At 68.3% G+C, this 21,811-nt stretch carries 20 protein-coding genes; 7 read left to right on the top strand and 13 right to left on the bottom strand.

Annotated features, from left to right (window positions below):
* Positions 1 to 86: 86 nt before the first annotated feature.
* Complete coding sequence (locus GOPIP_RS01980) at positions 87 to 878, top strand: hypothetical protein (RefSeq protein WP_006367835.1); 792 nt, start codon at positions 87 to 89, stop codon at positions 876 to 878.
* Between the two features lie 96 nt (positions 879 to 974).
* On the opposite strand, the gene GOPIP_RS01975 is transcribed toward GOPIP_RS01980, so the two are convergent.
* The 9 genes from GOPIP_RS01975 to GOPIP_RS28970 are packed head-to-tail and all read right to left on the bottom strand — an operon-like array spanning position 975 to position 11,266.
* A complete protein-coding gene (locus GOPIP_RS01975) occupies positions 975 to 1,625 on the bottom strand; it encodes a TetR/AcrR family transcriptional regulator (RefSeq protein ID WP_210739185.1) in 651 nt (216 codons plus the stop codon).
* Positions 1,595 to 2,407 carry an enoyl-CoA hydratase family protein gene (locus GOPIP_RS01970; RefSeq protein ID WP_006367833.1) on the bottom strand — a complete coding sequence of 271 codons (813 nt, stop codon included), beginning with the start codon at positions 2,405 to 2,407 and terminating at the stop codon, positions 1,595 to 1,597. The genes GOPIP_RS01975 and GOPIP_RS01970 overlap by 31 nt, the downstream gene beginning before the upstream one ends.
* A 50-nt stretch (positions 2,408 to 2,457) precedes the next feature.
* Positions 2,458 to 3,615 (bottom strand): acyl-CoA dehydrogenase family protein, encoded by a 1,158-nt coding sequence (locus GOPIP_RS01965; RefSeq protein ID WP_006367832.1) that lies wholly within the window; start codon positions 3,613 to 3,615, stop codon positions 2,458 to 2,460.
* Positions 3,612 to 5,720 carry an acetyl/propionyl/methylcrotonyl-CoA carboxylase subunit alpha gene (locus GOPIP_RS01960; RefSeq protein ID WP_006367831.1) on the bottom strand — a complete coding sequence of 703 codons (2,109 nt, stop codon included), beginning with the start codon at positions 5,718 to 5,720 and terminating at the stop codon, positions 3,612 to 3,614. The genes GOPIP_RS01965 and GOPIP_RS01960 overlap by 4 nt, the downstream gene beginning before the upstream one ends.
* A gap of 8 nt (positions 5,721 to 5,728) precedes the next feature.
* The gene (locus tag GOPIP_RS01955) at positions 5,729 to 7,327 is read right to left on the bottom strand and encodes an acyl-CoA carboxylase subunit beta (protein ID WP_006367830.1); all 1,599 of its coding nucleotides are present in this window, start codon (positions 7,325 to 7,327) and stop codon (positions 5,729 to 5,731) included.
* Positions 7,328 to 7,340: 13 nt separating this feature from the next.
* Positions 7,341 to 8,501, bottom strand: a complete 1,161-nt coding sequence (locus GOPIP_RS01950) for an acyl-CoA dehydrogenase family protein (RefSeq protein WP_006367829.1) — start codon at positions 8,499 to 8,501, stop codon at positions 7,341 to 7,343.
* A 4-nt stretch (positions 8,502 to 8,505) separates the two neighbouring features.
* Positions 8,506 to 10,263, bottom strand: coding sequence for an acyclic terpene utilization AtuA family protein (locus tag GOPIP_RS01945; RefSeq protein ID WP_006367828.1), 1,758 nt, complete (start codon positions 10,261 to 10,263; stop codon positions 8,506 to 8,508).
* The gene (locus GOPIP_RS01940) at positions 10,264 to 11,076 is read right to left on the bottom strand and encodes a TIGR03084 family metal-binding protein (RefSeq protein ID WP_006367827.1); all 813 of its coding nucleotides are present in this window, start codon (positions 11,074 to 11,076) and stop codon (positions 10,264 to 10,266) included.
* A gap of 31 nt (positions 11,077 to 11,107) precedes the next feature.
* Complete coding sequence (locus tag GOPIP_RS28970) at positions 11,108 to 11,266, bottom strand: hypothetical protein (protein ID WP_168436267.1); 159 nt, start codon at positions 11,264 to 11,266, stop codon at positions 11,108 to 11,110.
* 52 nt (positions 11,267 to 11,318) lie between these two features.
* Here GOPIP_RS28970 and GOPIP_RS01935 point away from each other — a divergent pair, with 52 nt between their 5' ends.
* From GOPIP_RS01935 to GOPIP_RS01910, 6 genes are all read left to right on the top strand, one after another.
* Positions 11,319 to 12,236 carry a PaaI family thioesterase gene (locus tag GOPIP_RS01935; RefSeq protein ID WP_006367825.1) on the top strand — a complete coding sequence of 306 codons (918 nt, stop codon included), beginning with the start codon at positions 11,319 to 11,321 and terminating at the stop codon, positions 12,234 to 12,236.
* A gap of 95 nt (positions 12,237 to 12,331) precedes the next feature.
* Complete coding sequence (locus tag GOPIP_RS01930) at positions 12,332 to 12,823, top strand: hypothetical protein (protein WP_231386612.1); 492 nt, start codon at positions 12,332 to 12,334, stop codon at positions 12,821 to 12,823.
* 133 nt (positions 12,824 to 12,956) lie between these two features.
* Entirely contained in the window at positions 12,957 to 14,552 is a 1,596-nt protein-coding gene (gene fadD1 / locus GOPIP_RS01925; protein ID WP_006367822.1) for a fatty-acid--CoA ligase FadD1, read from the top strand.
* The gene (locus tag GOPIP_RS01920) at positions 14,549 to 15,706 is read left to right on the top strand and encodes a TIGR03857 family LLM class F420-dependent oxidoreductase (RefSeq protein ID WP_006367820.1); all 1,158 of its coding nucleotides are present in this window, start codon (positions 14,549 to 14,551) and stop codon (positions 15,704 to 15,706) included. The genes fadD1 and GOPIP_RS01920 overlap by 4 nt, the downstream gene beginning before the upstream one ends.
* Positions 15,703 to 16,749, top strand: coding sequence for a phosphotransferase (locus GOPIP_RS01915; protein WP_006367818.1), 1,047 nt, complete (start codon positions 15,703 to 15,705; stop codon positions 16,747 to 16,749). Before GOPIP_RS01920 ends, GOPIP_RS01915 begins: the two co-directional genes overlap by 4 nt.
* Entirely contained in the window at positions 16,746 to 17,786 is a 1,041-nt protein-coding gene (locus GOPIP_RS01910) for an NAD-dependent epimerase/dehydratase family protein (protein ID WP_006367817.1), read from the top strand. The genes GOPIP_RS01915 and GOPIP_RS01910 overlap by 4 nt, the downstream gene beginning before the upstream one ends.
* Before the next feature lie 15 nt (positions 17,787 to 17,801).
* Here GOPIP_RS01910 and GOPIP_RS01905 read toward each other — a convergent pair whose 3' ends face one another.
* From GOPIP_RS01905 to GOPIP_RS01890, 4 genes are read right to left on the bottom strand one after another with little or no spacing between them, the layout of a single operon-like run.
* Complete coding sequence (locus GOPIP_RS01905) at positions 17,802 to 19,025, bottom strand: oxygenase MpaB family protein (protein WP_006367815.1); 1,224 nt, start codon at positions 19,023 to 19,025, stop codon at positions 17,802 to 17,804.
* A gap of 45 nt (positions 19,026 to 19,070) precedes the next feature.
* On the bottom strand, positions 19,071 to 19,940 hold the full coding sequence (locus GOPIP_RS01900) for an SDR family NAD(P)-dependent oxidoreductase (RefSeq protein ID WP_006367814.1): 870 nt from the start codon (positions 19,938 to 19,940) through the stop codon (positions 19,071 to 19,073).
* Positions 19,940 to 21,253 carry a hypothetical protein gene (locus GOPIP_RS01895; protein WP_006367811.1) on the bottom strand — a complete coding sequence of 438 codons (1,314 nt, stop codon included), beginning with the start codon at positions 21,251 to 21,253 and terminating at the stop codon, positions 19,940 to 19,942. Before GOPIP_RS01895 ends, GOPIP_RS01900 begins: the two co-directional genes overlap by 1 nt.
* Positions 21,254 to 21,262: 9 nt before the next feature.
* Positions 21,263 to 21,805 carry a nuclear transport factor 2 family protein gene (locus tag GOPIP_RS01890; RefSeq protein WP_006367808.1) on the bottom strand — a complete coding sequence of 181 codons (543 nt, stop codon included), beginning with the start codon at positions 21,803 to 21,805 and terminating at the stop codon, positions 21,263 to 21,265.
* Positions 21,806 to 21,811: the final 6 nt, after the last annotated feature.

Genomic DNA, 21,811 nt, shown 5'->3' with positions numbered 1-21,811 from the left:
GACCCGACCCGGACGCACCACGCCCCCGCTGGTGCGTCCGGGTCGTTCCATGTCGGTGATCGCCGAGCCCTGGGTACGCTGATCGCGTGATCAGTCCGGGAACGCTCGCCGCGGTGCGCACCGAACTCGGCAGAATCCGGACCAATCCGACCGACACGCTGCTGATGCTCGCCTTCAACTCGGCGATGGTGTTGGTCCTGTGGTTCGCGCTCCCGCGAACCTGGTTCTTCACCTTCACCGGCCCCGAGGGCCTTCCGTACGCACTCGCCGGCTGGATGTACGCCGACGTGTGCGCCACCAACGTGCTCGCCCCCGACCGCGAGCGGGTGTTGTCGAGTCTCGACGACCCGCGTGCGTTCGCCGAACTGTTGCGCTCCAAGGCCTTGGGGCTGTGGCTTCTGGTCGGACCGGCGTGCGCGACGCTCGCGATCATCATCTCGCTCGTGTGGAATCGCAGTTGGCAGTTCACCACCGAGGTGGTCCTCGCCGTCGCCGTCGTTCCCCTTGGGGCCCTGGCGATGACGAGCCTGGTGGGCATCATGTTCCCCTACCATCTGCGGTCCCTGCGCTGGCGGTGGGAACACCGCCGACAGTTCAAGCAGGTCATCCTGCGGTGGCTCGTCCTGTTGGTCCTGCCCTACACGCTCTATCCGGTCGCCTTCGGGTTGATCGTCGCGCTGCCGGTGACGATCTGGCGTCTGTCCCGGCGCCTCGGATGGGACCGCGACCTGTCCACCATCGACTTCCTCGTCTGTGTCACGATGGCCGTGATCATCACCGCGCTGATGTGGACGCTGGCGCATCGCTTCGCGGTCGGCTGGGTTCGCCGCCACCGCGAGCGGGTGCGCGAGTACCTGCTCGACGTCGAGCGGGGTTGAGCCCGGTCGACGATTTCCAGCACCCGGTCGACGGAATCGGGCGCCCGCTCGGCGCAATTCAGTTCGGGGTGCGCAGTTCAGTTCGGGGTGCGCAGTTCAGTTCGGGGTCTGCAGGGCCGCCGAGACCATCTCGGTCCATGCGGCGACGACCTGCGCACGTCGTGCGGAGTCGTCGGAGAGGGTGTCGGCCAGACCGAGGCCGCGGGCGAGGTCGAGGGTGACCTGCGCGATCCGGTGCACCCGCGGATCGGTGCCGTCGGGATCGAGCATCGAGGTGGTCATGCGGTGCGCCGCGTGGGCGAACTTGTCCTCCATCGGCAGGATCAGTCGACGCAGTGCCGGATCGGACGCGGCAGCGGCCCACACCTGCAGGGCCGCCTTGAACACTGTGCCGGTGTACAGCTCGACGGCCCGGTCGATCGCGGCGGATACCCTCGCGTTACCCTCCGGCAGTTCGGCTTTGGCCGCAGACGCCGATTCGGTCATGTCCTCGAAGATCTGCTCGAGTGCGGCGGTGATCAACGCCTCCCGCGTCGGGAAGTGGTGTTGCGCCGCGCCTCGGGACACCCCGGCGCGCTCGGCGACGGCCGCCACCGTGGCCGCCGACCACCCGTCACGGGCCAACGCGTCGATGGTCGCGTCGAGCAACCGTTCCCGGGTCAGCCTCGAGCGCTCCTGCTGCGGTTCGCGCGGACCGGCCGCCCGTGCCCCCGCGGTCACGGCGCCCGGCCGTCGGTGAGATCCCATGGGGGACGCCGTTTCGACAGAAACGCCGTCATGCCCTCCCGCGCCTCGTCGCTGCCGAACAACGCCGCCGACTCGGCTGCCCGCCGCTGCGCGTCGCGGTCGAAGACCGCCAGGATCGGCGCCGTGGTGAGTTCCTTCGACGCGGCCAGCCCCTGCGGCGAGGCCCTGCGGATGCCCCTCAGTACCTCCCCGAGTGTGGCGTCGAGGTCGTCGGCACCGTTGTGCGCCTGCGTGATCAGCCCGATGCGTTCGGCGACGGTGGCGTCGAACGTCTCCCCGGTGAGGTAGTAGCGGCCCGAGGAACGTGCGGTCATCTTCGGCAGCAGCACCACCGAGATCACCGACGGCGCCAGCCCCAGCCGGGCTTCGGTGAGCGCGAAACTGCACGCGGGACCGGCGAACACCATGTCGCAGGCGCCGATCAGCCCGAGCCCGCCGGCCCGCACGTGCCCGTCGATGCGGGCGATGACCGGCTTGCGCAGTTCCAGGATCGTGCGGAGCACCCCGAGCATCGCCTCGGTACCGGCCGCCGATGCCTCCTCCACACTCGCACCGCGCGCCAGCGCCTCACCGAGATCGGCTCCGGCACAGAACGTGTTGCCGGTATGGGTGAGCACCACCGCACGCACATCGGGATCACCTCCGGCGTGTGCGAGCCCGTCGAGAAGCTCGCCGACGAGCGCGGTGCCCAGGGCGTTACGATTCGCCGGCGAGTCCAGGGTGAGAGTGGCGATGCCGTCCTCGATCACGAGGTGCACGACTTCGGTTTGCTGATCGGTCACGTCGGGGCTTTCGTCGGCGGTGTCGGTCGGTTCGGTTCGGGTGTGTCGGGTCAGTACGACTTGGGCAGGCCCAGGCTGGTCTGGGACACGAAGTTCAGGATCATCTCACGACTGACCGGGGCGATCCGGGCGATCCGGGCCAGCGAGAGCATCGGCGCCAGGCCGTATTCGGTGGTCAAGCCGTTCCCGCCGAGCGAGTGCACGGCATGATCGACGATTTTCACACACGCCTCGGCCGCGGCGTATTTGGCCATGTTCGCCGGTTCGGCCGCACCCCAGTCGTCGCCCGCGTCGTAGAGCGTGGCGGCCTTCTGCATCATCAGCTTGGCCATCTCCAGCTCGATCTTGCCCTGCGCCAACGGATGTGCGATTGCCTGATGCGCGCCGATGGGGGTCTTCCACACGGTGCGGTCGGTGACGTACTCGACCGCCTTGCCGAGCGCGAAACGTCCCATCCCGATGGCCGATGCCGCGCCCATGATCCGTTCCGGGTTCAGTCCGGCGAACAACTGGCTCAGGGCGGCGTCCTCGGAGCCGACGAGTGCGTCCGACGGCAACCGGACGTCGTCGAGGTAGAGCAGGAACTGCTTCTCCGGGTTCTGCAGTTCCATGTCGATCTGCTTGTACTCGAAGTTGGGTGTGTCGGTCGGCACGATGAACAGCGACGGCTTGAGGTTGCCGGTCTTGGCGTCGGTGGTGCGCCCGACGATGAGGACCGCCTGCGCCTGGTCGACGCCGGAGATGTAGATCTTGCGTCCGTTGAGGATCCAGTCGGAGCCATCGCGACGCGCGGTGGTGGTGATGTGGTGCGAGTTGGATCCGGCGTCGGGTTCGGTGATTCCGAACGCCATGGTGATCGAACCGTCCGCCAGACCCGGCAGCCACCGCTGCTTCTGCTCGTCGGTGCCGAACCGGGCGATGACGTTGCCGCAGATGGCCGGTGACACGACCAGCATCAGCAGGCCGGTACCCGCGGCGGCGATCTCCTCCATCACGATCGACAGCTCGTACATCCCGGCACCGCCACCGCCGTACTCCTCGGGCAGGTTCACCCCGATGAATCCGAGTTCGCCCGCCTCACGCCACAACTCGTCGGTCTTGCGGCCCTCGCGGGCGCATTCCCGGAAGTATTCCTGGCCGTACTTGCCGGCCAGACCGGCGACCGCTGCGCGTAGTTCGGCCCGCTCGGGGCTTTCGATGAAACTCATGGCGTGTTCCCCTCGGTGGATTCGATCGGTGTGACGGAGGTGTCGGTGCTGGTGTCTTCTGGGCCGGTGTCATCGGGGCCCGTCTCCTCGCCGATGACGGCGAGGACGTCGCCGACCGCGAGCTGGCGGCCGGGTTCGACGGCCAGCGTGGTGACGACGCCGTCGGCGGGTGCGGAGATGGTGTGCTCCATCTTCATCGCCTCCAACCAGATCAGCGGTTGTCCGGCGGTGACCCGATCCCCTTCGGCGACAGCCACTCTGATCACCGCACCCGGCATCGGCGCCAACAGTGAGCCCGGACGTTGCACCGCCGTGGGATCGATGAAGCGCGGCGCGCGGCGCAGATGCACCGACCATCCGGGTCCGTCGACGAAGACCTCGTCCTGATCCGCTCCGGTCCGATCGGCCCCGTCGCGGTACCGGGCCACGCGCAGTTCGCGTCGTAGTCCGGTGCGGTCGGCGAGCACAACGGCTTCGGGTGTGGCCGTGAGCACCGACAGCTCCGGTGTATCCGGCAGCTCGATACCGTTGCGGCCGTGGCGGTATCGGACCCGGACCTCGGTGTCGTCGGCGCGCAGGTAGGTCTTGGTCTGATACCCCGAGGCCATGTTGCGCCACCCACTGGGCAGACTCGCCTGCACCCGGGCGCCAGCGCGGTTGGCTGAGGCATCGGCCAGTGCGGCCGCGATCCCCGCCATGGCCACCTCGTCGGCGCCGGCCGACGGTGCTGCCAGCGTGTCGAGACCGACGGTGTCCAGATAGGCGGTGTCGGTGAGCCCGGACAGGAAGGTGGCATCGCGCAGGATGTTGACCAGCAGGTCGCGGTTGGTGATCGGACCGTGGATCGTGGCGTCGGCCAGTGCTCCGGCCAGCATCGCCGCCGCCCGCCCCCGGGTGGGCGCCCACGCGATGACCTTCGCCAGCATCGGATCGTAGAAGGTGGAGATCTCCGAGCCGCCGGCGATCGACGAGTCGACACGCACACCGGGCCGCAGCAACGGCCCGAAAGTGCTTGCGGCACGGATATCGAAAGCGTGTACCCGCCCGGACTGCGGCTGCCACCCGGCGGCGGGGTCCTCGGCGTAGAGACGCACCTCGATCGCCGCACCGGTGGCGCGTGGCGCCTGGACGTCGAGGTGATCGCCCATCGCGATCCGCAGCTGCCACTCGACGAGATCGGTGCCCGTGGTCAGTTCGGTCACCGGATGTTCCACCTGCAGGCGGGTGTTGGTCTCCAGGAAGTAGAAGCGACCGGACTCGTCGGCGAGGAACTCGACGGTTCCGGCGCCGGTGTAACCGATCGCCTCGACCGCGGTTCGGGCTGCGGCATAGAGCTTCTCACGCATCGCCTCGCCCACCCGCTCGACGAGCGGGGCCGGCGCCTCCTCGACCACTTTCTGATGGCGGCGCTGGATCGAGCATTCCCGCTCTCCGACCGCCCACACCGCACCGTGGGTGTCGGCGAGCACCTGCACCTCGATGTGGTGTCCGCGTTCGACATACGGTTCGCAGAACACCGTCGGATCACCGAACGCCGATTGGGCTTCGCGTCGGGCGCCCTCCACCTGCTCGGTGAGTTCGGCGAGATCGCGGACGATCCGCATGCCACGGCCACCGCCACCCGCGGACGCCTTGATCAGCAGCGGCAGGTCGGACTCGGCGACCGCGGCCGGATCGATGTCGCCGAGGACGGGCACACCGGCGTCGGCCATCAGTTTCTTGGCGTTGACCTTGGAGCCCATCGCCGAGATCGCCGCGGGCGGCGGTCCGATCCAGATCAGGCCCGCGTCGAGCACGGCCTGAGCGAAGTCGGCGTTCTCCGACAGGAATCCGTATCCCGGGTGGATCGCGTCGGCGCCCGCGGCGCGGGCGGCGGCAATGATCTGCCCGCCCTGCAGATACGTGTGGGCCGAGGTCGATCCGGGCAACCGAACCGCGACGTCGGCGGCACGGACGTGCGGTGAGCCGGCGTCGGGGTCGGAGTACACCGCGACGGTACCGATACCCATCGCCCGGCAGGTGGTGAAGACGCGGCAGGCGATCTCGCCGCGGTTGGCGACGAGCACGCGCGAGATGGTGCCGGTCATGTCGTGCTGTACGGTCATGAAAGTCCTCACATCCGGAAGACGCCGAAGTTCGACGTCCCCTCGACGGGTGCACTGTGGATCGCCGAGAGGCTCAGCCCGAGGATCGTGCGGGTGTCACGCGGGTCGATCACCCCGTCGTCGTAGAGCATTCCGGACAGGAACGCCGGCACCGACTCCGCCTCGATCTGCGCCTCGATCATCTGCCGCATCGCCGCATCGGCGGCCTCGTCGACCACACCGCCGCGCGCCTCCGTGGCCGCGCGGGACACGATGGAGATGACCCCCGCCAGTTGCGCTGCGCCCATGACGGCGGATTTCGCACTGGGCCAGGCGAACAGGAACCGCGGATCGTAGGCCCGTCCGCACATCCCGTAGTGCCCGGCACCGTAACTGGCACCCATCAGTACCGACAGGTGCGGGACCTTGGAGTTCGACACCGCGTTGATCATCATCGAACCGTGCTTGATGATGCCGCCGCGTTCGTACTCCTTGCCGACCATGTAGCCGGTGGTGTTGTGCAGGAACAGAAGCGGCGTGTCGGAGCGGTTGGCGAGCTGGATGAACTGGGCCGCCTTCTGCGATTCCTGGCTGAACAACACGCCTTGCGCATTGGCCAGGATGCCGACCGGGTAGCCGTGGATGCGCGCCCACCCGGTGCACAGCGAGTTGCCGTATTCGGGTTTGAACTCGTCGAAGTCGCTGTCGTCGACGATGCGTGCGATCACCTCGCGCGGATCGAACGGGATCTTCAGGTCGCCCGGCACGATGCCCAGCAATTCGTCGGCGTCGTAGCGTGGTTCGCGGATCTCGGCAACCGGCGAGGGACCGGATTTGCGCCAGTTCAGGCGGGCGACGATGCGTCGTCCGATGCGCAGCGCGTCCTGCTCGTCGGCGGCGTAGTAGTCGGCCAGGCCCGACTGTCGTGCGTGCAATTGTGCGCCGCCGAGGGATTCGTCGTCGCTGTCCTCACCGGTGGCCATCTTCACCAGCGGCGGGCCGCCGAGGAACACCTTCGACGCGTTCTCGATCATCACCACGTGGTCACTCATCCCCGGCACGTAGGCACCACCGGCGGTGGAGTTGCCGAAGACGATGGCCACCGTGGGGATTCCGGCCGCCGAGAGCCTGGTCAGGTCGCGGAACATCCGCCCGCCCGGGATGAAGACCTCTTTCTGGGTCGGCAGATCGGCACCGCCGGACTCCACCAGGGAGATCACCGGCAGCCGATTGGCCAGGGCGATATCGTTGGTGCGCAGTATCTTCCGCAGTGTCCACGGATTGGAGGTACCGCCCTTGACGGTGGGATCGTTGGCCACGATCATGCATTCGACACCCTCGACGACCCCGATGCCGGTCACCACCGAGGCACCGACGGTGAAGTCCGAACCGTACGCCGCGAGCGGGCACAGTTCGAGGAATGCCGAATCCTCGTCGACGAGCATCTCGATGCGTTCGCGGGCGATCATCTTGCCGCGCTTGCGGTGTCGTGCGACGTATTTCTCACCGCCGCCGGCGAGCGCCTTGTCGAGTTCGGCCTGCAGGTCGTCGAGTTTGCCGAGCAGACCCTCCCGATTGGCCTGATATGCCTCGCCCGCCGTGTCGAGCGTGGAACGGATCGCCGTCATCGGATGCTTCCCCTCACTGCTGATAACCCAGTCGTTTGGCCGCGAGGCCGGTCAGGATCTCGGTGGTGCCACCGCCGATCCCGATGATCCGCATGTCGCGGTACTGCCGCTCCACCTCGGTGCCGGTCATGTAACCGAGTCCGCCGAAGAGCTGAACCGCCTTGTCGGCCACCCACTGACCGGTCTCCACCGCGGTGTTCTTGGCGAAGCACACCTCGGCGATGAGGTCGTCGCCGGAGGCGATCTTGCGTTCGACGACGGCCCGGGTGTAGGTGCGGGCCACGTCGATCCGCCGGGCCATCTCGGTCAGCGTGTCCTGCACCGACTGTCGCGCGATGATCGGTTTGCCGAAGGTCTCGCGCTGCCGCGCCCAGTCCAGGGTGAGATCCAGGCAACGTTGCGCACTGGCGTAGGCCTGAACCGCCAGCGACGACCGTTCGGTGACGAAGGCCGCGGCGATCTGGGCGAATCCCGAGTTCTCCGGCCCGACCAGGTTCTCCACCGGCACCCGTACGTCGACGAAGGACAGTTCGGCGGTGTCCGAGCAGCGCCAGCCCATCTTGTCGAGTTTGCGGGTGACGGTGAATCCCGGTGTGCCCTTGTCGATCACCAGCAGCGACACGCCGGAGGCGCCGGGGCCGCCGGTGCGGACGGCGGTGACCACGAAGTCGGCGCGCACCGCGGAGGTGATGTAGGTCTTGGCACCGTTGACCACATAGTGATCGCCGTCGCGCTCGGCGCGGGTGGTCAGATGCCCGACGTCGCTGCCGCCGCCGGGTTCGGTGATCGCGAGGCTGCCGATCATCTCACCGGCCAGGGTGGGGCGCACCCATCGGTCGATCTGGGCGGGGTCTCCGGCGGCGATCAGGTGCGGCAGGGCGATGCCGTGGGTGAACAGCGACGCGAACACACCACCTGCGGCACCCGCGTAATGCAGTTCCTCGCCGAGGATCGAGGCGTCGACGAGATCGCCGCCACTGCCACCGACCTCCTCGGGTATGCCCAGCCCGAACAGACCGAGTTTCGCTGCCTCCCGGTGGATCTCGCGCGGGATCTCACCGGTCTTCTCCCACTCGTCCTGGGCGGGCAGGACATGACGGGTCACGAAGCCGCGCACGGTTTCCCGCAACGCGCGTCGTTCGTCGCTGTCCCAGAGGTCACTGGTGATCGGCATGTGTTCAGTCCTGACCGGTTGTCGTTGGGCTGGTGGCATTCTCGAGGAATCTCAGTGGGATCGGCACCGGCCGCGAGCGCAGCCACTCCCCCATCCCCTTGGCCTGCGGATCGAAGCGCACGTTGTCGGCGACCCCGCGCCCGAGCACGCCCTCGATGACGAAGTTGACCGCCAGCAGGTTGGGCAGCCGATACCGGTGCACGGTGAGGTCGGCAACCTCGGGGAGCAAGGTCGTCAGCAGATCGGTGTCGAGTGTGGCGTCGAGCCACTCGAAATGTTCCGGATCACGCACCCACACACCGATGTTCGCGCTGCCACCCTTATCGCCGCTGCGCGCGCCCGCCAGGGTGCCCAGTGGCATCATCCCGGTGGGCTCGGGGTCGGGTGCGGCGCCGCCGGGTGCACGGTTGACCGGCTCGTCGGCCTCGACCGTCGTGCGCAGCGGACTGGGCTCGATGCGCTCGACCACTCCGTCGGGCAACGCAACCCGATGTTCGACGGCCGCTGCGTCGACATATCCGGGTTCGAACACGCCGTAGGGCGAGCCGTGTCCGGGTGGTGCGGTCATGCTGAATCCGGGGTAGCTGGCCAACGCGAGTTCGACTGCGGCCGAGGAGAACGCGCGGCCCACCGTGGCGGCGTCGGGGTCGCGGGCGACACAACGCAGCAGCGCCGAGGCCTGCTCCTCGGTGGTGGCGTCGTCGCGGTCGAGTCGCGAGAGCTCCCAGGTGATCTGTTCGGGCTCGGTGGGCAGGGCCGCGAGGAATTGACTCTTGAACAACTCCGCCTTGGCCTCGATGTCGAGGCCGGTGAGGATCATGGTGATCTCGTTGCGCACACCCGCAAGGTGATTGAGCGAGACCTTGGTGGTGTTCGGCGGCGCCTCACCACGCACTCCGGTGATCGCGACCCGATCGTCCCCCTGCTGGGTGAGGGCGATGGTGTCGAGTCGGGTGGTGACGTCCGGGCCGAGATAACGCGGGCCGCCGACCTCGTAAAGCAGTTGTGCGGTCACCGTTCCGACGGTCACCGCACCTCCGGTACCGGCATGTTTGGTGATCACCGAAGAACCGTCGGCGCCGATCTCGGCGATCGGGAAGCCCAGATGCCCGGCGCTCGGGGAGTCGGTGAGGCCGAGTTCGGTGAAGAACGCGTAGTTGCCGCCGGTGGCCTGGGCGCCGCATTCGATGACGTGTCCGGCCACGACCGCGCCGGCGAGTGCATCGAGGTCGCCATATCCCCAGTCGAAGGCACTCGCGGCCGGACCGACGGTGAGCGAGGCGTCGGTGACGCGGCCGGTGACGACGATGTCGGCGCCGGCGTCGAGTGCGGTCTTGATCCCGAAGGCACCGAGGTAGGCGTTGGCGGTCAACGGTTTTCCCAGACCCAGTTCGGCGGCCCGGTCGAGGAGGTCGTCGCCGTCGACGAAGGCCACGCCGACGTTCACGCCCACCTTCTCGGCGAGTTCTCGCAGGGCGACGGCGAGTCCGTGCGGATTGAGGCCACCCGCGTTGGACACGATGCGCACACCCTTGTCGACGGCGAGGCCGAGGCACTCCTCCATCTGACGCAGAAATGTCTTGGCGTAGCCGGTTTTCGGGTCCTTGATGCGATCGCGGCCGAGGATGAGCATGGTGAGCTCGGCGAGGTAATCGCCGGTGAGGTAGTCGAGTTCACCGCCCTCGAGCATCTCCCGCATCGCCGAGAAACGGTCGCCGTAGAACCCCGACGCATTACCGATACGGACCGGATTCGGAGTCATCTATCGACCTTCCGTCGAGGGTGCGGGAATGTTCGAAGGCTCGCGCCCGGCGCCGGGCGGTCCGGCGAAACACTGTGCGATCGTGGACCATTCACGGGCATTGTCCCCGACGATCTCCAGATCGAGGTCGGCCGGGGCACGACGCTGGGTGACCAGTTCACAGAAATCGACAGCCGGGCCGCGCACCACATCGGTGGCGTCGGCGGGTCCCCACGTCCACAGGTCCCCCGACGGCGCGGTGATCTCGAAGCGGAACGGCGTGGCCGGCGGCGTCCTTCCGTTGACGGCGTAGGCGAAGTCACGGGTGCGTACGCCGATGTGCACGACCGCCTTGATGCGGTCGGTGGGCGGAAGCGTCACGCCGAGCGCGTCGGCGACGTCGAGGCCGTGGGCCCACGTCTCCATCAGCCGTGCGGTGGCCATCGAGGTCGCCGACATGGGCGGCCCGAACCACGGGATCTTCGTCCCCTCGGGCACCGCGAGCAGCGCACGGCCCAGCGACTCGCGCGCCGTCCGCCACTGCGTGAGCAGGTCGGCGGGAGACATCTGTGCACCCTTCTCCGCGGCCGCGTCGACGAAACCGGCCGGATCCTTCATCGCCTCGCGGGTGATCTCGGCAAAAGCCTCCGGATCGGTGGCGGCGACCGCGGCCACCTCATCGGTCCACCCCAGATGCGCGATCTGGTGGGCGATGGTCCACCCGGGCGCGGGCGTGGGGGTCGCCCACCCGTCCGCGTCGAGGTCGGCGACCAGGTCATCGAGTTCCGCCGAGGCGGCGGCGAGGTCGGCGACGACCTCCTGCACGAGCGACATGCGACCAGCGTCACACGCGACCATCAAAAAATCAAGCGCGCATGATTGTTTTCTCCGCGACGGCGCTCCTCTCCTCGCCGACAGCGCTCGCCAGATCCGCGACAGCGCCCTTCTCCTCGCCGACAGCGCTCGCCAGATCTTCGACAGCGCCTTCCTCGTCGCCTCGCCGCCGGTTCGCGACCTGCGTCACACCCGGTGAACGCCGCACGGACGTCACCGAGATCGGGTGATAGGACTGAGCAATGACCGATATGTCACCCAGCTCCACGACGGTTCGCGACCCACTGTCGGTGTTCCATGTCGGCGGCCTGACGGTGTCCGGCACCCAGGCGAGCGCGCAACAACAACTCTGCGCACAATTCGCCGACCACCGGGGCCGAATCGACCTCCCGGCGTTCGGCGTCCTCTTCGACCACATCGGTGGCATCCCCTTCCACCTCGCGGGCACGCGGTCGGGCGCACTGAGCATGCAGGCACGGCTGACCATGTCGGCGCTGGGACACGTCGACGTCGACGACCGGCTCACCTGCGACGCGCAGATCGCCATGCACGACGACCACACCGGCGTCACCCCGGTACAGATCCGGACCGAGGCCGGCCAATTGTGCTGCATCGGGACGGCGCGGAACATGCGCGTCGGTCGTGCCACCACCGACGGCACCACCGAGACTCCGGTGTTCGACGTCCCGAATTGTGCTGATACCCAAGGTATTCTGCTTCCCGAGGCGCTACCGCCCACGCTTGACGGGCGCGACGTGGTTGCCCAGATCTCGGCGCGGGTCCGCGACGCCGGCCCGCTGACCACCCTGCTCAACGGCGGCGTCGATCTCGTCGGTGACGACGGTGCCATTCGATTCACGGCGACCACCGAGCCATGGATGGGCAATGTCTTCGGCACGATGCACGGCGGCGTCATCGCCACCATCGTCGGCCAGGCCTTCTCGTTCGCCGGCCAGGCGCTGGCCCCGGCCGGTGCCGATTACCGGGTCGCCGACATGTCGGTCGGGTTCTTCCGGTCGCCCGCGGTGCACGGCGGTGACGTCATCGTCGAGGTGACCCCGGTCAAGACGGGCCGGCGTGTGGCGGCTCTTGCCGCGCGCATGACCGCACACGACGGATTGCTGCTGTGCGAGGGCGTCGCCGACATCCACTTCCGCTGATCCGCTGCGCACGACGGGGCGTTCGCGCCGTTGTCGCCGGCTGATCGCACTGATATCGTTTGGTACGAAAGGGGCTGATGTTACCAATGTTGCAGATGAAGTTCACTCACCGACGCGCCGCACTCGGCGCGTGCCTGACCCTCGGAGCATGCGCGATCGCTCCACTGGCTGCGGGCACCGCTGCGGCGGCTCCGCAGACCACCCCGCAGGACGTCCGCACCCTCGACGCGTCGCAGCAGACGCCGACCATCGGCGTCAGCCGCTCGGGCGCGATGCCGACGGGCGGATTCGTCGCACCGCTCGCAGCAGCGGCAACCGGCGCGGACTCGACCGTCGTCTGGCTCGAGCCCATGCCCAAGGACGCGTGCGCAACCTCGCTCAGCGATGCGAAAGTCGCGGTGAGCTGGAAGAACACCTCGGCTCACACCAGCGACGATGCCACCTTCCCGGCGTGCTCGGCCGGTAAGCCCGCACTCAGTCCGGAGCTGAAGACCGGTCCGGGAACCCTGGAGTTCACGGTGACCGTGCTCGGCAAGGGTGGCGACACCTTCACCCTCTCCCCCGGCACCGCGACGATCCAGCGCTGACACCTCACCCGACGGCGCTCTCGGCACACCCGAGGGCGCCGTCGGCGGGTTGAGGCCCAACCCGTCGGACGTCCCAGTAGACAATTCTGGAAATCTGTAAACACCGGGCTGGAACACGTTCTAGATTTGGGGCATGGCCGAGACCGTGACCCAGCTGCTCCTCGAACGCGCCGACGACGACAACGTCGCCATCATCGACGACGACACGCGCCGTACGTGGCGCGACCACATCGCCGACGCCCGCCGAATGGCCTCGGCGGTACTCTCCCTCGCCGACCCGCAGCGGCCGATGCACGTCGGCACACTGCTCGGAAACACCCCGACCATGTTGACCGCGCTGGCCGCCGGGGCCCTCGGCGGCTACGTCACCGCGGGCATCAACAACACCCGCCGCGGCGAGGCACTTGCCGGCGACATCGCCCGCGCCGACTGCCAGATCTTGCTGACCGACGCCGAACATCGCGATCTCCTCACCGGGCTCGACTTGCCCGGAGTCACCGTCATCGACACCTCCACCGCGGAATGGTCGCACCGCGTCGACGCGGCCGGCGAGCTGGTTGCCTACTCGACGCCGGGCGCGATGGACCCGTTCATGCTCATCTTCACCTCCGGCACGAGCGGAAACCCCAAGCCGGTTCGGCTGGCGCACATGCTGATTCCCTTCGCCGGCCCTCCCCTGGTCGACAAGTTCGGCATCACCTCCGATGACATCTGCTATCTGTCGATGCCGCTGTTCCACTCGGCCGCGCTGCTCGGCGGGTACAGCGTCGCCGCCACCGCGGGCGCAGCGATCGTCCCGGCCCGGTTCTCCGCGTCGACCTTTCTCGACGACGTCCGCCGCCACGGCGTGACGTTCATGAATTACGTGGGCAAACCGCTCGCCTACATCCTCGCCACCCCCGAACAACCCGACGACGCCGACAATCCGCTGCGCGCGGCCTTCGGCAATGAGGCCACCGATCAGGACATCGCCGACTTCGCCCGGCGTTTCGATTGCAGCGTGTGGGACGGTTACGGGTCGAGTGAGCTCGCCATCATCGTCACCCGTGAACCCGGCACCCCACCCGGCTCCATCGGCAAGGGCTTTCCCGGTGTGGCCGTGTACGATCCGGCCACCACCACCGAATGCGCACGCGCACGCTTCGACGCGGGCGGCGCGCTGATCAACGCCGACGAGGCCATCGGTGAACTCGTGAACACCTCGGGCGCAGGCATGTTCACCGGGTACTACAACGACGAGGCCACCACCGGCGAACGGCTCCGCGACGGCATGTACTGGTCGGGTGACCTCGCTTACAAGGATGACAACGACTGGATCTATCTGGCCGGCCGCACCGGCGACTGGATGCGCGTCGACGGGGAGAACATGACCGCCGGACCCATCGAGCGTGTCCTGCAACGTATTCCGGGGATCAGTCAGGTCGCCGTCTACGGGGTCCCCGACGACCGGGTCGGCGACGCGGTGATGGCGGCGATCGTGCTCGACGACGACACGTCCATCGATCCCGACGACTTCGCCGCCGCGCTCGCCGCCCAACCCGATCTCTCCCCCAAGGCCTGGCCCCGATATGTGCGGATCGCGAAGACGCTGCCGACGACGGCCACCAACAAGATCGTCAAACGGCAACTGAAGTCCGAGGGTGTGGTCCCCGGCGACGGAACGCTCTGGGTGCGCCCGGCCCGCGCACACACCTACCACGTGTCGACCGCGACCCCGGCACCGGCATGACCGGTGCGGTTCCGGTCACCCCAGGCCCTGTCACCCCAGACACCGACACCCCAGACACCGGCACCGACCGTCCGCAGCTGACCGAGCTCGGCTACTACGCGCTGTCCCGGCATCCGGTGCGTCCGGCCGAACTCGTCGACGAGGCGGCGCATGCCGAACGTCTGGGCCTGGGAACCGCATTCGTCTCCGAACGCTTCAACGTCAAGGACGCCGCGGTGTTGAGCGGGGCGCTCGCGGCGGCGACCACCCGCCTCGGTTTGGCCACCGCGGCGACCAATCACACCACCCGCCACCCGATCGTCACCGCCACCATGGCCGCCACGCTCGACGAGTTGTCGTCGGGGCGGTTCGCGCTCGGGCTGGGACGAGGGATCACACCGCAGTGGCAGATCCTCGGCCTGCCGACGATCACCGGTGCCGGTATCGAGGACGCGGTCGGCGTGCTGCGCCGACTGTGGTCGGGTGAGATGATCGTCGGACACGACGGACCGTCCGGCTCGTATCCCCTGTTGTCCCTGGGCATCACGCTCGATCCGCCGCCGCCGGTGCTGTTGGTGACCATGTCGCCGAAGACGCTCGACCTCGCCGGGCGGATCGCCGACGGCGTTGTCCTGCACACCTTTCTCACCGCCGACGCCACCCGCGCCGCGGTCACCCGCGTGCGCACCGCCGCCGAGGCATCCGGCCGCGACCCGGACTCGGTGCGCATCTGGTCGGTACTGGCCACCGTCCCCGACGACCTCGACGCCGACGACCGGTCACGCCGCCTCCACGGGCGTCTCGCCACCTATCTGCAGGGCTACCCGGAGGTGCTCATCGGCGCGAACGATTGGGACACCGTGGATCTGGATCGCATCCGGGCCACCGCCGCATTCACCGACGCTCGCGGGCCGATCGACGCGAGCGCCACCGAGGCGCAACTCGACGAACTTGCCGGCGCAATCCCGGACTCGTGGGTGGCCGACTGTGCGGTCGGCTCGCCACGGGCCTGCGCAACCGCGGTTGCCGACCAGTTCGACCTCGGCGTCGACTCGGTGATCCTGCATGGCGTGGCCCCCACCGAGATCGACGACATCGTCGGCGCGTATCGCACGCTGGACCGCCGTCCGCGACACCCGTTGCCCACCAATCCCGGCCGAGGACACCATTCATGACCGTCACCGACATCCCCACCGCCGTCGAGCACCTCACGCCGGCACTTCTCACCGAATTGCTGGCCGACTCCGGTCACCACGCGGTGGTCCGTACCGTCGAGGCCACGCCGGTCGGCACCGGCCAGATGGCCGACTCCTTGCGCCTCCGAATGACATTCGACGGCCCGACCGAGCTGCCGTCGACCATGATCGCCAAACTGGCGACCGGGGATCCGGGCCAACGCGAGTTCGCCTCGGGTGCGTTCCGCAACGAGGTCACGTTCTATCGAGAACTGGCCACGGAGTTCGCCGTTCCCGTCCCCGCCTGCTACGCCGCGGCCCTGTCGGAGAGCTGCAGCGAGTTCGTGGTGCTGCTCGAGGACATGGGTGCGGCGCATCAGGGCGACCAGATCGCCGGCTGCACCGCCGGGCAGGCACAGGCGGTGGCCCTCGCGGCTGCGGGCCTGCACGCTCCACGCTGGAACGATCCCGCTCTGCTGCAACGCTTTCCCCTGCCCACGTCCGACGACCGGGAGCTGATGGACTCGGTCCTCGCGCCGATGACCGAACAATTCCGCGACCGATTCCACCCGGGCGCGGCGGAGAACGAGTTGCTGGACTGGCTGGTCGGTCATGCCGGCGCCTGGCTGGTCGCACCGACCTCGCACACCGCACTCATCCACGGTGACCTACGGATCGACAACGTGCTGTTCGGGCCGGACGGCGCGGTCACCGTCGTCGACTGGCAGACCATCACCACCGGATCGGCGTTGCGCGACATCGCCTTCCTGCTCGTCACGAGCCTCGACGTGGCGGATCGCCGCGCGCACGAACGTGACATCGTCGCCGCCTACCACCGACGTCTCGTCGAACTCGGGGTGCGCGACTACACCGCCGAGACGTGCTGGGCGGACTATCTCGGCAATCTCATCCAGGCACCGCTGATCGTCGTGTTCGGAGCCGGTGCCGCCCGCCCGACCGCCCGCGGTGACGCCATGTTCGCCGCCATGGCGCATCGCGCCGCCGTCGCGCTCGCCGATCTCGCGCCGGAGATGCCCCGGTGACACCGGCCCTCACCACGGTGTTCGGCGCCACCGGTTTCCTCGGTGCGCGGGTGGTCGGTCGCCTCCTGGCTCAGGCAAGCAGCAGCCGGACCGGCGCCGAGCCTGGCGCAGCGGTGCGGGTGATGGTGCGGCCGGGCTCGGACACCTCGATGCTCGACGACCTCGACGTCGAGACCGTCGTCGGCGAACTCGACGACGCCGACGCGGTGTCGCGGGCGATGTCGGGTGCCGCTCGGGTGATCTACTCCGTCGTCGACACCCGCGCGTGGATTCGTGATCGGAAACCGCTGTGGCGCACCAATGTCGAGATCCTGCGCGGGGTCCTCGACGTCGCCGCCCGCCACGATCTGGAACGGTTCGTCTACACCTCGAGTATGTGCACCATCGGTCGGGTGCGGGGTCGGCCGGCGTCGGAGAGCGATGCGTTCAACTGGGCCTCGACCGCGAATGCCTATGTGCTGTCGCGGGTTGCGGGCGAGCGCACGGCGCTCGACGCCGCCGGGCGTGGCGTGCCGGTGGTCGCGATGTGCGTCTCCAACACCTACGGCCCCGGCGACGTCAAACCCACCCCGCACGGCGCCTTCGTGGCCGGAGCCGCCTTGGGCAAGTTGCCGTTCGGGCTGCGCGGGATGTGCGCGGAAACGGTCGGCGTCGACGACGCCGCCGAGGCACTGATCCGGGCCTCCCGCGGCGGCCGGATCGGCGAACGCTACATCGTCAGCGCCGACTACCTCGACCTCGGGGAGATCATCCGGATCGCCGCCGACGAGGCGGGCGTCGCGCCCCCGCGACCGACGTTGCCCCGCCCGGCGATGTACGCGCTCGGAGCCGGCGGCGATCTCCGATCGCGGATCACCGGGACACCACAACGACTGTCGGTGGACACGGTGCGATTGATGCATTGCATGTCGCCCATGGATCACCGGCGGGCGAGCGACGAATACGATTGGCATCCGGGCTCTGTCGAGGACTCGGTGCGGGCCGCGGCCCGCTATTGGGTACAGCGTCGAGCCGCCCGACGCGCGGTCACACGCTGACCGGTCGGAACCACCTCACACGGGCAGTGCACCGATGTCGGCATCGGCGGAGCCGAAGTGCCGGTAGGTCGCGAGTTCACGGGCCCGGCGTCCGCGCCATTCGAGGTAGCGGTCGGCCACCGGGGTCCGGCCGAGGACCCGATGGCCGACGGTGTTGCGCACCCACGCCGCACCGAATGCCCACGGAAGGCGTTGCGGCAGTCCGAGATCCCGCATGCCACGGGGCCCGAGGAATCCTTCGAGCATGCTCAGCAACCGTTCCCGCGTATAGCGCGCGGCGAGATCGGGAGTGTGCCGGTAGTGCAGTTCGGATTGCGCGTCGACCAACGCCCTGGACAACTCACCTCCGGCGTCGGTGACCCCGGTCTGGCACAACAGGATCGCATAGCTGAGTTGATGCTGATCACGTTCGTGGTCGAACAACCAGTCCTCGTCGACGCCGACGAGCCAGCCCACGTACTTCCACAGGTGCATGATCGCGCGGGACTGTTCGGCGTCGACGGGCACACCGAGGGATCGCACGCCCATCATGAGCGCGCCACTGAAGAGGTTGAGGGTGGAGGCGAGATCGGTCTGGTTGATCGGCAGCCCCCACTGCGTGGCATCCCAGCGCCCGTTCTTCTCGAAGGCCTCGTTGACCAACGCGTGCATCAGCCGGACGTGCACGGTGAGTTTCCACCCGTCGCCGTCGCGGGCCATGCCGCCGGGTGCGCCCACCGCGATCGCCCACGTCTGGGTCTCGCCGAGCCGGCGTGTCGCGGTACTGCGGGACAGCCCGCCGGTCTCGGCGAGCAGGTCAACCGGCCCGCCGAAGCGGTAACCGCCGATCAGGGACAGGGCGAGCAGGACGTCGTTGGCGTTGCGTCCGAACCGCCGGAAGACCTGTGCGCCATACTCGACGAGTTCCGGATCGACCCACGACGGCGTGGCCTCGACGCGGGCGAAGAACTCGCGCAACGCGGTGGGGGCGTCGGCGGGGACACCGTCCTGCAGGGCCCGGTGGACCGCGCGCATCGAGACGCGATCAGGATGCTCCCGCGGCAGGCGCATCGCCGCGACCAGCGCCGCCGCCGGTTCGTCGCGCATCATCAGCCGCCGGCCGAGCAGCGACATCTCCTCGGCCGTCGGCTCACGCAGGCGCCAATACGCGCGCAACGGCCGCCCGATCCGCCGGCCACGGTCGGGTGACGCCCGGAATCGGCGGGGTGGTTGGAGATCCTGCGGCACCACAGCGGTCATGAGACGAAACTAGCAATGAGTCTCACCGGGATCAACCACACTCGGTCAGGTCAGCAGGTCGGCGAGCTCACTCATGTCGTAGGGCGCGGTGGCGCCGTGATCCCGATAGGCGACGAAGGTGGGTTGGTGCGGATCGTATCGTCCGATGAAACCACCTGCGGCGCTGAAGATCTGACCGGTGATCTCCGACGCGGCCACACTGGCGAGGAAGGTGTAGAGCGGTGCGACGTACTCGGGTGGAGCCGGATCGAGCGCGGCATCTCGGGTGAACTCGTCGAGAATGCCCCGCTCATGCAGGCTTTCGATGTGCCGCACGTACTCCGGCCCCGACGACAACCGCGACTTGGCTCCCGGCATCACGACGTTGACGCGCACACCGAGATCGCGCAGATCACCGGCCGCGGCGAGCGCGAGTGCGTTCACCCCACCCTTCGCGGCGGGATATCCACTGCCACCGAAGGTTCCGAGCGACGCGGCCGAGCCGGTCAGCACGATCGATCCCGACTGCTGCTCGGCGAACACCCGTCCGGCGATCGAGGTGACGTGGAACGCGCTCATCAGGTGAGCGTCGATCTGTTCCCGGAACTGGTCCTCGGTGATCGTCAGGACCGTCGACCCCGGCGGCTCGGCGATCCCGGCACAGTTGATGGCGATGTCGAGTGCACCGAACCCGGACAGCGCGGCGTCGGCCATCTTCTCCACGACGCCGGCGTGTCCGGCCGGCCCACACACCCCGACCGCCTGCCCACCACCGCCGACGATCTCCTCGACGGTCGCGGCCACGGCCTCGTCGTCGCGTCCGTTGATCACCAGCGAGACCCCACGCCCGGCGAGTGCGTACGCCACCGAGAGGCCGATACCCCGGGTGGCACCCGCGAGCATCGCCACCCGGCCGGCCAGATCGAGTTCGACCATCACACCCCGCTGGTGATCGGAGTGATCGGCAGCGCGGTGACCGGGACCGAGCGGCCGCGGTCGGTGAAGCCGAAGTCGGCGCCGGAACTGAACCGGGTGATCGCCACCTCGCCGCTCTCGGGCTGTTCGACGTCGCCGAGCGCGAACCGCACACTGAGCCCGCTGCCGGTGGACGTGCTCCCGGTACGTGCGCACTCGGTGACCACCCACCTCGGGTCCACGGCCACACCGATCGCGCGCAGCGGTTCGATGCGGTCGTGGGTCAGCAGGGTGATCCATCCGCCGTCGGTCCGTGCGTCGGACTCGCCGGGGATCGTCACCACGACCTCGTCCCCCACGACATCGACCTCGATGCCGGTGTAGCGGCGGGGTCCGAGCACCGGCACCAACGCGATCACCTGCGCGAGCGCTGCGGCGTCGGTTCCCAGCCGCAGCGCCCGCCGCAACCGATCCGCCGACAACCCCGCGATGCCGGTGAACTGTTTGCCGAAGATCTCGCGCGCCTGCTCGTCGGAGTCGGCGTGGCGACGCACGCTCGTCCAGAAACCCAATGCGAGCAATTGGTGTTGGAGGGCAACCTCTTCGGCGATTCGCGCCAACGCGGAGTGCGACCACTCCCGGAACTGCAGGTCCGCGACGAGCGGTCCGCGATAGTCGACGAACCCGTCGTCGGCGTCCGGATCGATCGCCACCAGCTCGATCTGCGCGGCACGTGTGGTGAACATCGTCTCGGCGTCGGCCGGCAGTGGGAGTTCGTCACGGTCGGGTTCGATCGTCACCGTCCACGCGCAGTGCGGGTGCCGGTCGGCCGGACGACGCGGCGGCCGATGGATCGGCCGGATGCGGGCCCGCCGATTGGTGGCGATCGCGGTCGCGTCGAATGTCGGGTCCTCGATGTCGTGGCACATCGCGGTGACGTACTCGTCGCCGAGCGGCTCGACATCCATCAGCGCGCCACAGTGATTCAGCACGAACGCGCCGTGGTGGTGGTCGGTGACCTCGTAGCGGAAGTCCATGAACTGCGGGGGCGCCCCGATGTCGAGTTGCAGGCATTTGAACATGTCCTCGACGCCGTCACCGTCGATACCCAACGCGCTCCGCATCCGGTGGGTGTAGACCGGACTCGCGGCCATCCATTCCTCGATGGCCACCTGTGCCATCGTGTCCCGGCCGAAGGCGCTGATGAGGTGAGCCATCCCGCTGCGATCGATGAGTTGCCCCGACAACAGCAGCTCCGGGATGAGGTCGGCGAGCTGGTCGCCGGACAGATCGGAGTAGGTGCGGGCCGGGATCTCTTGGGCTGTATCGGTCATGGGCTCAGGTCACCAGAAGGGCACCGGCGCCTTGCCGAACGGATACCAGCCCGGCTGATCGCCGGTGGCCTTCTCGATCCGTTTGAGCATGCCGTCGCTCATCGCATTGTTCTTCAGCATCTCGATGAACAGGGCGGAGACGTTGCCGTAGTCGAAGAAGTCACGCTGCCAGGAGAACTGGAAGTTACCGGCATACTTGAACCAGCTCCCCTGGATGCCTTCGAGCGCATAGTGGGAACCGTCGTCGCGGGTGCCGGAATAGATCTGCTTCCACAGTCCGATCATCGAGCCCGTCTGATCGTCGATCACCCATTCCTGATACGGGTAGGTCCAGCCCTCGAGGCCTTCCATCTCCTGTCCGAGCGCGATCTCACGGATCTCGTCGCGCCCGACGGCCATGAAATCCTTGTCGGGGCCGTAGTTCCAGCCGTAGGTGGCGTCTTCGGTGTAGAACTCCGCCAACGGTTTCCAGTCGCCGGCTGCCTCGGCGTCGATGTTGGCCTGCAGCCAACGCTGCTTCATCTCGTCCAGTTCGGCACGATCGAAGGGCATGAAAGG

Origin of the sequence: Gordonia polyisoprenivorans NBRC 16320 = JCM 10675, from assembly GCF_000241325.1 — a bacterium.
GTDB classification, from domain to species: Bacteria; Actinomycetota; Actinomycetes; order Mycobacteriales; family Mycobacteriaceae; genus Gordonia; species Gordonia polyisoprenivorans.
The sequence above is the reverse complement of the archived record's forward strand: the minus strand, read 5'-3'. Positions and strand labels throughout refer to the sequence as shown.